Origin of the sequence: Sphingomonas sp. BK069 (genome assembly GCF_014193405.1) — a bacterium.
Classification (GTDB): Bacteria; Pseudomonadota; Alphaproteobacteria; order Sphingomonadales; family Sphingomonadaceae; genus Sphingomonas.
On sequence record NZ_JACHZH010000001.1, the window covers coordinates 1,421,041 to 1,436,521 of the forward strand.

Consider the following 15,481-nt stretch of genomic DNA (forward strand, 5'->3'; position numbering starts at 1 on the left):
TCTTAATACCAAAACGTAACCAAGGGGTGGGCATGATCCGCAGCACGCTGGGGGCCTCGATCGGGGCGGCATTGGTGATCGCGACACCGGCGACGGCGCAGCGCGGCGGTGACGTACCCAAGCTGCTTCCCATGCCGCAGTCGCTCACGCGCGGAACCGGCACGCTGACCGTCGCCGCCGGCACTGGCGTGGCCACGGAAACGCCGCTGGCCGAGACCGCGGCCAGGCTGCTGATCGATCATGTCCGCACCGCGCGCGGCATCGCACTCGCGCCCGTCGAGGCCACGAGCGCGCGGATCCGCTTCGTCGCCGATCCCTCGATCAAGGGCGATGAGGCCTATCGCCTCACCGTCGCGCGCGACGGCGTCCGCGTCGCCGCCTCGGCCGCGCCGGGCTTCGTCCACGGTGCGATGACATTGGTGCAATTGCTCAGCCCTGACGCGCGTTTCGGCCAGCCCGTCCGCGTGCCCGCGGTGACGATCGAGGATTCACCGCGCTTCGCCTGGCGCGGGCTCATGCTGGACACCGCCCGGCACTTCCTCCCGCTGCCCGAGATCGAGCGGATCGTCGACCAGATGGCCGCGGTGAAGCTCAACACGCTCCACCTCCATCTCAGCGACGACCAGGGCTGGCGCTTCGAGGTGAAGCGCTATCCGAAGCTCACCGAGGTCGGCGCGTGGCGCACCCCGCCCTCCACCGGTGGCGCGGCGCCGATGCAGCGCTACGGCGGCTTCTACACGCAGGACGAGCTGCGCGGCCTGGTACGCTACGCCGCCGACCGCGGCATCACGATCGTCCCCGAGATCGACCTTCCCGGCCACGCCCAGGCGCTGGTCGCGGCCTATCCCGAGTTGGGCGTGCTCGGCGACCGGCCCGAGACGGGCAACGGCTGGGGCATCTTCCCCTATCTGCTCAACCCCGGGCCCGAGGGCGTCGCCTTTGTCAAGCAGGTGCTCGACGAGCTGATCGACGTGTTCCCCGGCACCTACGTCCACCTCGGCGGCGACGAGGCGGTGAAGGACCAGTGGGAGCGCAGCCCCGCCGTCCAGGCGCAGATCAAGGCGCTCCACCTCAAGGACGAGAACGCGCTGCAGAGCTGGCTGATCGACGAGCTCGGCACCTATCTGTCGAGCAAGGGTCGGCGGCTGATCGGCTGGGACGAGATCCTGGAGGGCGGCCTGCCCCCGTCGGCCTCGGTGATGTCGTGGCGCGGCGAGAAGGGCGCCATCGACGCCGCGAACCAGAACCACGACGTCGTGCTCTCGCCCGCGCCGACGATGTACATCAACTATCTCCAGAGCCACCGCGCCGACGAGCCGCCCGGCCCGATCCAGGTGCAGACGCTCGCCGACACCTACGCCTATGACCCGATGCCCAAGGGGCTCGACCCGGCCAAGGCGGGCCACGTGCTCGGCGCGCAGATGAACCTATGGAGCGAGTATCTCGTCACGCCCTATCAGTATCAGCACTCGATCTTCCCGCGCCTCGCCGCGCTGGCGGAGAACAGCTGGATCGAGCGGCCGCGCGACTTCGCCGGCTTCCTGACGCGGCTGCAGCCGCAGGTCGCTCGCTGGAAGCGCGGCGGGGTCGAGGTGGCGGACTCCAGCGCCGCGGTCGACTTCCGGCTCGCGGGCACGCGCGGCGACGCGTTGCGCGGGAAGCGGGTGAGCCTCACGCTCGCGCAGGACGCGCCGCAGGGGACGATCCGCTACACGCTCGACGGCTCGGCGCCGACGCTCAAGTCTCGTCGCTACGCCGCACCGCTGTCGCTCGCGCTCGGGCAAACGGTGCGCGCCGCACCGTTCGACGCCGCCGGCACCGCGCTCGCCGCGCCGCGCGCGTTCGACACGGGACGCAAGGCGCTGCTCACGCGCGTGTCGGGCGAGATGGCCGCATGCCCCGGCGAGACGCGCGGGCTGCGGGTGCCGCTCACCACCGACGCCACCGCCAACACGCCGACTTTTGACATCAACATCTTCAACCTGTGCAGCGTCTATCCCGCGGCGCCGCTCGACGTGGCGGGTGGCTTCACCATCGAGGTCGCGCGACTGGCGCGCAACCACGGGCTGGCGCACGACGTCGACAAGGTGCGTCGCCATTTTAACGTGACTCCCCACGGCGAGCTGCTGGTGATGCTGGGCTGCCCCGCGATGAAGGACGGCAAGCCCGTGCCCGACGCGCCCCGCCCCGTGATCGTCGCGAGCTTGCCGCTGCCCGATCCCGCGAGTGCGCCGCAGCGGCAGCGCTTCACCGGCACGCTGCCGGTGATGGACGGCGACCGCGACCTCTGCTTCCAGTTCACCTCCCCGCTCACCGAGCCGCTGTACGCGGTCGAGCGGGTCAGCCTCACGGACCGTCGTTGATGCGTCGTACCGCCCTGCTCTGCCTGCCGCTCCTGTTCGTCGCCGGCGCCGCGGCCGCCGCCCCCAAGGCCGTTACCCCGCTCGACACCGGCTGGCGCGTGCGGATCGACCCCGCCGACGCCGCCGCGGCCAGGGCGCATCCCCGCGCCGCCCAGTGGTTCGCCGCGACGGTGCCGGGCAGCGTCCAGCAGGACCTGATCGCGACGCGGCAGGTGCCCGACCCGTTCCTGCGCACCAACGAGGCGGCGATCCAATGGGCCGGGCTGACCGCCTGGCAGTATCAGCGCGTGCTCGACGTCACGCCCGCGATGCTCCAGCGCGACCATCTCGACCTCGTGTTCGACGGGCTCGACACGTTCGCGACCGTCTCGATCAACGGTCAGGTCGGGCTCACCGCGGACAACGCGCACCGCCGCTGGCGGGTCGACGCCAAGAAATGGCTGAGGGTCGGGCGCAACGAGGTCACGATCGCCTTCGCCTCGCCGATCAGAAAGCTCCAGCCGATGGTGCTGGCGGAGGCGAACCCGCTGCCGGGCGAGTATGACTCCGCGTTCGGCGACGAGCCCAAGGGCAAGCAGACCTCGCCCTACATCCGCAAGCCCAAGTACCATTACAGCTGGGACTGGGGTCCGCGCATCGTCAACGTCGGCGTGTGGCAGGACGTGCGGCTCGAGGCGTGGGACGAGGCGCGGCTCGACCGGATGGTGGTCGAGCAGGTCGCGCTCAACGACCAGGAGGCGCGGCTCGCCGCCAAGTTCGAGGTGATCGCCGACCGCGCGCGCACCGCGACCCTGCGCGCGCAGGTAACGGGCCCCGACGGCAAGGCCGTCACCGCCGAGCAGAATGTCTCGCTCGCCCCCGGGCTCAACCGCGTCACCGTGCCGCTCGCGATCGCGTCGCCGCAGCGCTGGCAGCCGGTCGGCTATGGCGCGCAGCCGCTGTACCGCGTCGCCGGCGCTCTGGTCGAGGGCGGCACCGCCAGCGACAGCGCCGAGCGCCGCATCGGCCTGCGCACCGTCGAGCTGATCCGCGGCGACGGCGCCTTCGGCTTCCGCGTCAACGGCATCCCGATCTTCGCCAAGGGCGCGAACGTGATCCCGTTCGACAGCTTCCCGTCGCGCGTCACCACTGAGACGATGCGCGGGCTGCTGCGCGACGCGAAGGCGGTCAACATGAACATGCTGCGGATCTGGGGCGGCGGCCATTATCTGCCCGACTCCTTCTTCGACGTCGCCGACGAGCTGGGGCTGATGATCTGGTCGGACTTCATGTTCGGCGGCTCGGTCACCCCGCCCGACGCGGCGTTCCGCGAGAACGTCCGCGTCGAGGCCGAGGAACAGGTCGCGCGCCTCTCGGGCCACCCCTCGATCGTGCTGTGGGCGGGCGGCAACGAGGTGCTGTCGGGCTGGGAGAATTGGTCCGATCGCAAGGCGTTCAAGAAGCGGGTCGGCGCCGACGAGCAGGAGCGGATCGGCACCGGCATGGCGGTGCTGTTCGACCGCGTGCTGCGCGACGCGGTGCGCGACTATGACCCGGCGGTCCCGTACTGGCCGGGCTCACCCTCGACCGGTTACGAGGGCCCGGTCGACACTGATGCCGCCGGCGACCGCCACTTCTGGGACGTGTGGTCGGGCTCCAAGCCGGTCGAGAACTATCTCGACAGCTGCCCGCGCTTCATGAGCGAGTACGGCTTCCAGGGCGCACCCGACCTCGCCACGATCAAGGACTTCGCGGGCACGCTCAAACTCACCCCCGATGCGCCGGTGATGCGCGCGCACCAGAAGTTCCTCGCCGGCGAAGGCAACGAGCGGCTGATGTTCTACCTGCGCGAGCGCCTCGGCGAGCCGCGCGACTTCGCCGAATTCGTTTATCTCACGCAGGTCAACCAGATGCAGGCGATCGAGCTGGCCGCGCTGCATCACCGCGCCTGCCGCCCGACCAACATGGGCTCGCTCTACTGGCAGCTCAACGACGTCTGGCCCGCGATCTCCTGGGCGAGCATCGATCATTCGGGGCGGTGGAAGCTGCTCCATTATGCCGCGCGTCGCTTCTTCGCGCCGCAGGCGATCGTCGCCGAGCATCGCGACGGAAAGCTGCGTATCGCCGTCGTGTCCGACGCGACCCAGCCGATCGCGGCGCGCTGGCGTGTGCGCGCCTTCGCCACCGACGGCGGCGCGTTGGGCGAGCGCGGCGGCGACCTCACGCTCGCGCCGCTCGCCGCCGCGGAGGTGGCCTCGATCGCCGACGCCGAGCTGTTCGCCGCCGCGCCCGCCGAGGCGAGCTATGCGGTTGCCGAGCTCATCATCGGCGACGCAGTGGTGAGCCGCCGCGTGATCGAGCGCGTGCTACCCAAGGCGATGCGCTGGCCCGATCCCGGTCTCAGCGCGCGCTGGGACGGGCGCAGCGTCACCGTCACCGCGCAGAAGCTGGCGAAGGCGGTGATGCTCGACTTCGGCGCCACCGCGGCGCAACCGTCCGACGACGGCTTCGACCTCTTGCCCGGCGAGAGCCGCACCGTCACGATCGAGTCCGCAGCATCGCCGACCGCGTTGAAGCGCGCGCTGGTGCTGCGCTCGCTGGGAGGAAAGCATTGATCTGGCTGTTACTCGCGCAGGCCGCCGACCCGGTGGCCGCGACCGTCGCGACGATGACGATCGAGGAGAAAGCGGCGCAGTTGCAGAGCACCGCGCCGGCCGACGCCAAGGCCAAGCTGCCCGCCTATGACTGGTGGAACGAAGGGCTGCACGGCGTGGCGCGCAACGGCTACGCCACCGTCTTCCCGCAGGCGATCGGCATGGCCGCGACCTGGGACACCGACCTGGTTCACCGCATCGGCGACGTGGTCGCGACCGAGGCGCGCGCGCGCTTCAACGCGCGACCGGTCGACGCCGACCGCCGCATCTATGAGGGGCTGACGATCTGGTCCCCCAACATCAACATCTTCCGCGACCCGCGCTGGGGCCGGGGGCAGGAGACCTATGGCGAGGACCCGTATCTCACGGGGAAGTTGGGCGTCGCCTTCATCACCGGGCTGCAGGGGCCGAACCCGCTCTATCCCAAGGTGATCGCCACCCCGAAGCATTTCGCGGTGCACAGCGGCCCCGAGGCCGGGCGCGACGGCTTCGACGTCGACCCGAGCCCGCAGGACCTGGAGGCGACCTATACCCCCGCGTTCCGGCTCGCGATCACCGAGGGCAAGGCGCGCTCGCTGATGTGCGCCTACAACTCCATCCACGGCGTGCCCGCCTGCGCCTCCTCGCCTTTGCTCAACGACCGGCTGCGGCGCGACTGGGGCTTCACCGGCTTCACCGTCTCCGACTGCGACGCGGTCGCCAACGTCCATCTCTTCCACCATTACCGGCTCGATGCCGCCGAGGCGGCCGCGGTGTCGGTGCGCGGCGGTGACGATCTCAACTGCGGCAACACCTATGGCGCGCTGCCCGAGGCGGTGAAGCGCGGGCTGGTGAGCGAGCAGGAGGTCGACCGCGCGCTGATCCGCTCGCTCGAGGCGCGTCGCGCGCTCGGCATCGCGTTCGGCGCGACCAGTCCCTGGTCGAAGATCGCAGCCAGCGAAGTGGGCACGCCCGCGCACCACGCGATCGCGCTGGAGGCGGCGCGCAAGGCGATCGTGTTGCTCAAGAACGACGGCGATCGGCTGCCGCTCGCGCCGGGTACCAAGGTGGCGGTGATCGGCGCCAACGCGGACGATCTCGGCGTCCTCCAGGGCAACTACCACGGCACCGCCGCGCGCCCGGTGACGCCACTACAGGGCGTGCGCGCGCGCTTCCCGGGCGCGACCTACGCGCAGGGCTCGGTGCTGGCGGACGGCGCGCCGGTGGTGCTGCCCGAGACCGCGCTCAAGGGGCTGACCGTTAGCTACACCGCGGGCGAGCGCACCGTCGCCCCCGCCGCGGCGCGCACGATCGACCTCGACCTCAACCGCGCCGCCCCTTCGCCCGAGCTGCCGGTGACCGGCTATGTCGCGCGCTGGATCGGCGCGCTCCAGCCGCCGGCGGCGGGGCGCTACCGGCTGGTGCTCGACCAGACGCAATGCTGGAAGAACTGCACCACGCATGACAGCGCGCGGCTGACGATCGGCGGGCGCGTGCTCCACGACGGTGCGCTGCCCAAGGGCCGCGTCGAGATCGATTACGACAGCGATGGCAGCGCGCAGCCGCTCGAGCTCACGCTCGACCATCGCAGCGAGGACGACAGCTTCCGCCTGCTGTGGCTGCCCCCCGCCGACGCGCTGCTGGACGAGGCGGTCGCCGCCGCGCGCGGCGCCGACATGGCGGTGGTGGTCGGCGGGCTCTCGCCCGACCTCGAGGGCGAGGCGCTCCAGGTGCAGGTACCTGGCTTCGTCGGTGGTGACCGTACCGACATCGCGCTGCCAGCGCCGCAGCAGCGGCTGCTCGCCGCGCTGAAGGCGACGGGCAAGCCGATCGTGCTGGTGCTCGCCAGCGGCAGCGCGGTCGCGGTCGATCCCGCGGTGGCGGACTCGATCGTGGCGCTATGGTACCCCGGCGAGGCGGGCGGCACCGCGCTGGCGGACGTGCTCTCAGGTGCGACCAACCCGTCGGGCCGGCTGCCGGTGACCTTCTACAAGGCGACAACCGACCTGCCCGCCTTCGTCGATTATGGCATGAAGGACCGGACCTACCGCTATTTCACCGGCGCACCGCTCTGGGGCTTCGGCCACGGGCTGAGCTACACCCGCTTCGGCTATGATCGAGTCAGCGCGCCAGCCACGCTCGCTGCGGGAGCGCCGCTGACGCTCACCGTGCGCGTGACGAACCAGGGCCAGCGCGCCGGCGAGGAGGTGGTGCAGGCCTATGTCGTGCCGCCAGCCACCAAGGGTGGGAGCTTCACGGCACCGGTACTCCAGCGCCAGCTTGCCGGCTTCCAGCGCATCGCGCTCCGGCCGGGCAAGAGCGGCACCGCGCGGCTCACGCTCGACCCGCGCCTCCTCAGCGTGGTCGAGCGTGACGGCCGCCGCCACGTGCCGCCGGGCGCCTATCGCGTCTGGGTCGGCGGCGGTCAGCCGGGCGATGGAGAGGGAAGCTGGGTCGCCGTGACTCTAACGGGCGAGGACAAAGACCTGCCGAAGTGAGGGCGCCTCGCCTTACCACCTCGTCGCCCCGGATCCGTCCCGGGGCCTACCTCGCAGCGCACCTCGCGATCGCGACGCGCGCGGCACGGTGGATCTCGGACCATGTCCGGGATGACGACCTAGGAGAAGACATAGCATGACGATCGACCGCCGCACCTTCGTGGGCGCCGCCGCGGCCCTGGCCGCCGCTTCCGCGGCCGCGCGTGCCGCCACCCCCGCGGCCTTCGCCAGCAAGCGCCCGCCGCTCGGCGAGCGCCGCTTCACCAGCCGCGCGGTAGAGCAGGAGATGCAGCGCGTCTCGACCAAGATCGGCGATCCCAAGCTGCGCTGGATGTTCGGCAACTGCTACCCGAACACGCTCGACACGACGGTGCGGCTGGGAACGGTCGACGGCCGCGCCGACACGTTCGTGATCACCGGCGACATCGACGCGATGTGGCTGCGCGACAGCTCGGCGCAGGTGGCGCCCTACGTCCATCTCGCTAAGGCCGACCCGCGGCTGGGCGAGCTGTTCCGCGGGCTGATCGCGCGGCAGGCGCGCTGCATCCTGATCGACCCGTATGCGAACGCCTTTCTTGAGGACCCCAGGGCCAAGACGCAGCTGGAATGGTCGCTCAAGGACGTCACCGAGCTCAAGCTGGGCGTGGCCGAGCGCAAGTGGGAGATCGACTCGCTCTGCTATCCGATGCGGGTGGCGCTGCAATATTGGCACGCGACCGGCGACGCGCGCCCGTTCGACACGACCTGGGCGGAGGGCGCGCGCACCAGCATCCGCACCTTCCGCGAGCAGCAGCGCAAGGACGGGCCGGGGCCGTACCGCTTCCTGCGCGTGTCCGACCGCAACACCGAGACGTTGCCCTCGCGCGGCTACGGCAATCCGATCAAGCCGGTCGGGCTGATCGCCTCGGGCTTCCGCCCCTCCGATGACGCGTGCCAATATCCCTTCCTGATCCCGTCCAACCTGTTCGCGGTGAGCGCGCTGCGCGGTCTGGCGACGGTGGCGAACGAGGCCAAGAAGGATGCGGCGCTGGCGCAGGAGGCAAGCGCGCTGGCGGACGAGGTCGGCGCGGCGCTGCGCGCTTACGGCACGATGAAGCTGCGCGACGGCCGCGAGGTCTGGGCCTATGAGGTCGACGGCTACGGCAATGCCTATTTCATGGACGACGCCAACGTGCCGTCGCTGTCGGGGCTCTCCTACCTCGGCTGTGTCGCTCCGGACGACGCGCTGTGGCGCCGCACCGAGGCGGCGGCGTGGAGCGACGTGAACCCCTATTTCTTCCGCGGTCGCGCCGGCGAGGGTATCGGGGGTCCGCACGCGGGACTGCGGCAGATCTGGCCGATGTCGCTGATCGTGCGCGCGCTATCGGCCAACGATCCGGCGGTGATCCGCGCCTGCCTCAGGACGATCCGCGACACCGACGCGGGCACGGGCTTCATCCACGAGAGCTTCGACCAGGACGATCCGAACACGTGGACGCGCCACTGGTTCGCCTGGGCCAACGGTCTGTTCGGCGAGCTGATCGTGCGGCTGGCCGCGACGCAGCCCGCGCTGCTCGCGGGAGCGCTGTAATGGAGCGGGACGAGGTCGGGACGCTCGCTGCCGTCACCGGTGCCCCGGCGGAGGCCGGGGCTCAGTTGGAAAACGCTGCGCAAGAGTCACTACGGCCTACGCAGCTGGACCCCGGCCTTCGCCGGGGTACGGGCGAGGTGAGAAACGAAGCGCCGCGCCCTCACCGCCTCCAGCTCAGCCGTCGCGCGCTGCTCGCCACCGCCGCGAGCACCGCGCTCGCCGCCCCGCTTCCGCTCGCCGCCGCGGCGCGAAGGCAGCGCACCGCCCCCAACCTCTTCGTCGGCACGGGCGGCGACGGCCACACCTATCCCGGAGCGACGCTCCCCTTCGGCATGGTGCAGCTCTCGCCCGACACCGACGTCGAGCGCTGGGACACCTGCTCGGGCTACCACCACGGCGACGGCTCGATCATGGGGTTCAGCCACACCCACCTCTCGGGCACGGGCATCGGCGACATGCTCGACGTGCTGCTGGTGCCGACACGCGGCGAGGTGAAGCTCACGCCCGGCCCGCTCGCCGATCCCGACGCTGGCTATCGCCAGCGCTACTCCGACGAGCTTGCCGAGCCCGGCTATTACCGCGTGAAGCTCGAGAGCGGCGTGCTCGCCGAACTCACCGTGACCGAGCGCACCGGCTGGCACCGCTACACCTTCCCCGGGGGCGCGGCGCATGTGCTGGTCGACCTGTCGCACCTCGTGCTCGACAAGAGCGACGCCAAACCGCTGATCGACGAGGCCTCGCTCGCGCTCGACGCCGAGGGCACGCTGACTGGCAGCCGCCGCGTCCATCGCTGGGCCAAGGGACGGCGCATTCACTTCGCACTCCAGCTGTCGCGCCGGCCCGACCGCGTGACCTTCTACGGCGATGAGGACAAGGAGCAGCCCGCCGGCGCCAGCGGCGTGCGGGGCAAGCGCGTCAAGGCGGTGCTCCACTTCGACGAGGCCGGGGGCGCGCCGCTGCTGGCGCGCTGCGGCATCTCCGCGGTCGACGTCGCGGGGGCGCGGGCCAACCTCGCCGCCGAGGCGCGCGGCTGGGACTTCGACGCGGTCCGCCGCGCCGCCGCACGCCGCTGGGCCGACCAGCTCGGCGCGATCGCGGTGGAGGGCGGCAGCGCCGACCAGCGCGTCATCATGGCCTCGGCCTTGTACCACGCGATGGTCGCGCCGACACTCTTCTCCGACGTCGACGGCCGCTACATCGGACTCGATCGCCGGCCGCAGCGCGTCCCGGCGGGCGAGCGCGCTTTCTCGACCTACTCGCTGTGGGACACGTATCGCGCGCTCCACCCGCTGCTGACGCTCGTCGCGCCCGATCAGGCCGGGGCGCTGGTGCGCGACCTCGTCCGTCAGACGCAGCAGAGCCCCTACGGCCCGCTCGTCTGGCCGCTCCAGGGCGTCGAGACCGGGACGATGATGGGCTGGCACGGCGTGTCGGTGCTCGCCGAGGCGCAGGCCAAGGGGATCCCCGCCGACTATGCCGCCGCCTGGCCGGCGATCCGCAAACGCTCGTTCGATTTCACCGCGCCCGACCTCGACAACAGCAAGGGTCGCGACCTGTACGACGCCAAGGGCTATGTCCCCGCCGACGTCTGGTTCGAGAGCGTCAGCCGCACGCAGGAATATGCCTATGACGACTGGGCCTCGTCGCACCTCGCGCGCGCCGCGGGACAGAGCGCGGACGCCGAGCGGCTGGCCAAGCGCTCGGGCAACTGGCGCAACGTCATCGACCCCGCCATCGGCTTCGCGCGCCCGCGCTTCGCCGACGGCAGCTGGTGGAAGGACTATGACCCGATCCAGCTCGGCCACATGCCCAAGCCGTGGTGGCGCGACTATACCGAGGCGAACGGCTGGCAGGCGACCTTCCTCAACCAGCACGACGTCTATGGGCTGATCCGCCACATCGGCGGCGACCGCGCGTTCGAGGCGAAGCTGGACGCGCTGTTCACCGCCCCCTCGACGCTGCCCGCCAACGCGCCGCCCGATATCGCCGGGCTGGTCGGCCAGTACGCGCACGGCAACGAGCCCGACCAGCACGCGCCCTATCTCTACGCCTATGTCGGCGCGCCGTGGAAGACGCAGGCGATGGTGCGGCGACTGTGCGTCGAGATGTACCAGAACGCGCCCAAGGGCGTGATCGGTAACGACGATTGCGGGCAGATGAGCGCCTGGTTCGTGTTCTCGGCGCTGGGCTTCTACCCGGTCGACCCGGTCGAGGCGGCCTATGTGTTCGGCTCGCCCCTGTTCGAGCGCGCGACGCTGCGCGTCGGTGATGGCAAGCGGCTGGTGATCGAGGCGCCGGGCAACCGCGCCGACACGCCCTATGTCGCCGCGGTGACGTGGAACGGGCGGCCCTGGACGAAGAGCTGGATCAGCCACGCCGAGCTGGTCAGGGGAGGCACGCTGCGCTTCACGATGAGCGCGACGCCGGTGCCCGGCTTCGGCCGCGCGATGGCGGATCGCCCGCCGTCGTTCGGGCGGGTGCCGGGGTGAGCGCGACTTTCTCGCTTCCTATTGCCGCGGCGAAGGCGGACCCTTTGCAAGAGCCGCGCAACGCTCTCGCACTTCCGTCATCCCGGACTTGTTCCGGGATCAACGCTTCTGCGAAGGCGAAGGGCGGTAAGTTCGCGGGACGGTGGTTCCCGGAACAAGTCCGGGATGACGGAAGGTTTTTCAAAGGTCTCGCGACCACCCCGGCTCACTTTCGGGTCGCGCGCGAGATGCGGCGACCTTGCCCAACTGAACCCCGGCGTTCGCCGGGGTGGTGCTATCCTCTGCTATCGCGCCCCGACTGGAGCCACCCATGACCGACCTCACCCGCCGCTCGCTGCTCGCCGCCAGCGCCGCCACCGCCGCACTGCCCGCCGCCGCGCAGCGCACCGCCGCGCCGAAGCCCTGGGGCGCGACGCCGTCGCGGCGTCAGCTCGCCTGGCACGCGCGCGAGCAATATGCCTTCGTCCATTTCTCGATCAACACCTTCACCGACCGCGAATGGGGCTACGGCGACGAGAGCCCGGCGTTGTTCAACCCCAGCGAATTCTCCGCCGACCAGATCGTCGCCGCGGCCAAGGCGGGCGGCATGCGCGGCATCATTCTCACCGCCAAGCATCACGACGGCTTCTGCCTGTGGCCCACCCAGCTCACCGAGCATTGCATCCGCAACAGCCCCTACAAGCAGGGCAAGGGCGACATCGTGCGCGAGATGGAGCAGGCGACCCGGCGCGCCGGACTCGCTTTCGGCCTCTATCTCTCGCCCTGGGATCGCAACCATCCGGAGTACGGCCGTCTAGGCTACGTCGACTATTTCCGCCAGCAGGTGGTCGAACTCTGCACCAATTACGGCGAGCTGTTCGAGTTCTGGTTCGACGGTGCAAACGGCGGCGACGGCTATTACGGCGGCGCGCGGGAGGCGCGGAAGATCGACGCGCCGCGCTATTACAACTGGCCGTCGATCGTGGCGCTGGTCCACCAGCATCAGCCGATGGCGTGCACCTTCGACCCGCTCGGCGCCGACGTGCGCTGGGTCGGCAACGAGGACGGCGTCGCGGGCGACCCGTGCTGGCCGACCATGCCCAACCACCCCTACGTGCAGAGCGAGGGCAACTCGGGCGTGCGCGGCGCGCCTTTGTGGTGGCCGGCCGAGACCGACGTCTCGATCCGCCCGGGCTGGTTCTACCACGCCGACGAGGACGCCAAGGTCAAGGACCCGGCGCGGCTGCTGCGGCTGTACGACGAGTCGGTCGGGCGCGGCACCAACCTCAACCTCAACCTGCCGCCGGACCGGCGCGGCCGGCTGCACGACCATGATGTCGCGGTGCTCAAGAGCTTCGGCGACGCGCAGGCGGCGACCTATGCGACCGATCTCGCGCGCGGCGCGGTCGCGCACGCCAGCGCCGAGCGCGGGCCGGCCTTCGCCGCGGCGCGCGTGCTCGACGGGCGGCGCGACACCTATTGGTCGACGCCCGACGCGATCACGACGCCGACGCTCACGCTCGACCTGCCGCCGGGCCGCGCGTTCGACGTGATCCGGCTGCGCGAGCATCTGCCGCGCGGCGTGCGCGTGACCCGCTTCGCGGTCGACCTGGAGGAGGGCGGCGCGTGGCGCACGGTCGCGGAGCATGAGTGCATCGGCGCGCAGCGGATCATCCGCCTGCCGCGGGTAAGCGAGGCGCGGCGGCTGCGGCTGCGCGTGGTCGAGGCGCCCGCCTGCCCCGCGATCAGCGAGATCGCGCTGTTCCGCCAGGTTGCGCCGGTCGCGGTGGCGCCGGTGCGCTCGTCCGACCCGACCGTGCTCGCCAAAGACAAGTGGCGCATCGTCGCGGCGAGCGGCGCCGGTGCCGAGGCGCTGATCGACGGCGACGCGGCGACGCGCTGGACCGTCCCCGCCCCCTCCTCCGCCGCGCCCGCGAGCGTGACGATCGATCTCGCCGCGGCGCTGACGTTGACCGGCTTCAGCCTCACGCCCTCGCGCACCGTGGCGAAGGATACTGCGCCGCCGCGCGGCTATCGTTGCGAGACCAGCGCGGACGGCACGACCTGGCAGCCCGCGGCCAGCGGCGAGTTCGGCAACATCGCCTATGCGCTGTCGACGCAGCGCGTGGCATTCACGCCGCGCCGGGCACGTTACCTGCGCGTGACCTTCGACGCGGTGGCACTGCCGGCGTCACAGCTGACGGTGGCGGAGATCGGGGCGTTTGGGGGAATGTGAGTAGGGCGCACCGCGCATCTCCCGTCTTCGGCCAGGCTGATCCCCACGCCCCGTTCGTGCTGAGGAGAGGCTGAGCTCGTCGAATCCTCGTCTCGAAGCACCTCCGAACGTCCGGCGTGGCGGTGCTTCGAGACGGCACTTCGACTTCGCTCAGTGCCTCCTCAGCACGAACGGAGCGGAAGCGCGCGATCTCACGAGCGACGCGACCAACCAAGCCGGCCCCCGCCCCTGATCCCACCCTCAGTTCCCCATCCACCCACCTTTGAAGCCGGCGCGCTCCAGCCCGGCGCGCACGTACGGGTTGCGCTGCATCGTCTTCCAGATCAGCCCGCTGCGCCAGTTCTCGATCATGCAGGCGATCGGCCCCTGGTCGATGCCGAGATAGTCGCTCGCTACCCAGCCGATGCCTGGCACCACCTTGCCGTGCTTGAGCGGTACATTCGGCAACGTCAGCGTCGGGTTGAAACTGTCGAAGAAGCCGTACTGGCCGTAGATCGCGGTGCCGTAGCGCTGGTACATCTCGCGCGCGGCGGGCAGCACGATCTCGGGCGCGAAGGCGATCGAGCCGAGCGCCGCGGTCGGCGCGATCGTGCCGTCGTCGCGGTCGCCGGGACCGCGCGCCGAGTAGGAGAAGAACTCGCGGTTGCGCCCGTCGATCTCGCGGACGAAGTCGCCCGGTCCGTCGCACGCGGTGAGGCCCCAGACGTTCTCGTCATAGCCGCGCCAGCCCGGCGGATTGTTGATGCAATAGCGCCGTTGCGCATAGGTCGCGCGCCGGCTGTTCTCGAAATAGTCGAGCCCGCGGCGGATCGAGTAAGCGTCGCGCACGCCGCGAAAGTCTAGCCATACCTGACTGTATTGGTGGCCGAACAGCGGCGGGAAGGCGGTGAAGGGATTGTCGTACTTCTCGTCCCACGAGGGATCGAAGCGATCGGTCCACTCCGCCCAGGTCGTCGGCGGCAGCGCGTGCGTCGGCGAGCCGAGCGCGAGCACGTAGAGGATCAGGCTCTCGTTGTAGATGTTCCAGTCCGAGCCGATGAAGCCACTCTCGGGATGCCAGCCCATCGCCACGAAGGGCGCACGCGGCGTGATCCAGTCCCACTCGACCGCGCGGTAGATCTGGTCGGCGAGGTCACGGATCTGCTTCTCGCGCGCGTCGGTGGGATCGTCGAACCAGGTCTGCGCGAACAGCACGCCGCCGAGCAGCAGCGCGGTGTCGATCGTCGACAGCTCGCAGCGCGCGAAGCGATGGCCCTTGGTGGTGCCGAGGAAGTGGTAGAAGAAGCCCTTGTAGCCGCTGGTGTCGTCGCCCGGCCCCTGCGGCGCCTCGGCGAAGAAGCGCAGGGTGGTGAGCGTCCGCTCCGCCGCCGCCGGGCGCGTGATCCAGCCGCGCGTGACCGCGATCGGGTAAGTGGTCAGCGCGAAGCCGACCGCGGCGATCGAGGCGAAGCTCGGGGTCGGCCAGCGATCGGGCGCGAGCCCCATCACCTGGTCGGTGGTGTTCCAGAAGAAGCTCACGGTGCGCTTCTGGATGTCGTCCATCAGCGGGTCGCTCGCGGAGGCGGGGGTGGTGCCCAGCTCGGGCAGCACGCCGGGGAAAGCGAGCCGTGGGACGCGCGGTGCCGGGGCGGTACATCCCCCGGCGAGGGCCGCGCCGCCCAGCGCGGCGGCGCGCAGCATGTCACGTCGGTCGAGGATCATGCACCTCCTGCGAGTAGAGCGCGGCGGACGGCC

7 protein-coding genes are annotated in these 15,481 nt (G+C 70.8%); 6 read left to right on the forward strand and 1 reads right to left on the reverse strand.

Features of this window, described 5'->3' with window-relative positions:
- The first annotated feature begins 32 nt into the window (after positions 1–32).
- The 6 genes from FHY02_RS06880 (at position 33) to FHY02_RS06905 (ending at position 13,747) form a co-directional block, all read left to right on the forward strand.
- Positions 33–2,363, forward strand: a complete 2,331-nt coding sequence (locus FHY02_RS06880) for a family 20 glycosylhydrolase (RefSeq protein ID WP_183921066.1) — start codon at positions 33–35, stop codon at positions 2,361–2,363.
- A complete protein-coding gene (locus FHY02_RS06885; RefSeq protein ID WP_183921067.1) occupies positions 2,363–4,957 on the forward strand; it encodes a glycoside hydrolase family 2 protein in 2,595 nt (864 codons plus the stop codon). The genes FHY02_RS06880 and FHY02_RS06885 overlap by 1 nt, the downstream gene beginning before the upstream one ends.
- The gene (locus FHY02_RS06890) at positions 4,954–7,473 is read left to right on the forward strand and encodes a glycoside hydrolase family 3 C-terminal domain-containing protein (protein ID WP_311731788.1); all 2,520 of its coding nucleotides are present in this window, start codon (positions 4,954–4,956) and stop codon (positions 7,471–7,473) included. The genes FHY02_RS06885 and FHY02_RS06890 overlap by 4 nt, the downstream gene beginning before the upstream one ends.
- 136 nt (positions 7,474–7,609) lie before the next feature.
- Entirely contained in the window at positions 7,610–9,043 is a 1,434-nt protein-coding gene (locus tag FHY02_RS06895; RefSeq protein WP_183921068.1) for a glycoside hydrolase family 125 protein, read from the forward strand.
- Positions 9,044–9,180: 137 nt separating this feature from the next.
- Positions 9,181–11,532, forward strand: coding sequence for a GH92 family glycosyl hydrolase (locus FHY02_RS06900; RefSeq protein ID WP_311731789.1), 2,352 nt, complete (start codon positions 9,181–9,183; stop codon positions 11,530–11,532).
- A gap of 310 nt (positions 11,533–11,842) precedes the next feature.
- Positions 11,843–13,747 (forward strand): alpha-L-fucosidase, encoded by a 1,905-nt coding sequence (locus tag FHY02_RS06905; protein ID WP_183921070.1) that lies wholly within the window; start codon positions 11,843–11,845, stop codon positions 13,745–13,747.
- A gap of 240 nt (positions 13,748–13,987) precedes the next feature.
- Here the strand turns inward: FHY02_RS06905 and FHY02_RS06910 are convergent, their stop codons facing one another.
- Positions 13,988–15,445, reverse strand: a complete 1,458-nt coding sequence (locus tag FHY02_RS06910) for a glucoamylase family protein (protein ID WP_311721307.1) — start codon at positions 15,443–15,445, stop codon at positions 13,988–13,990.
- Between the last annotated feature and the right edge of the window lie 36 nt (positions 15,446–15,481).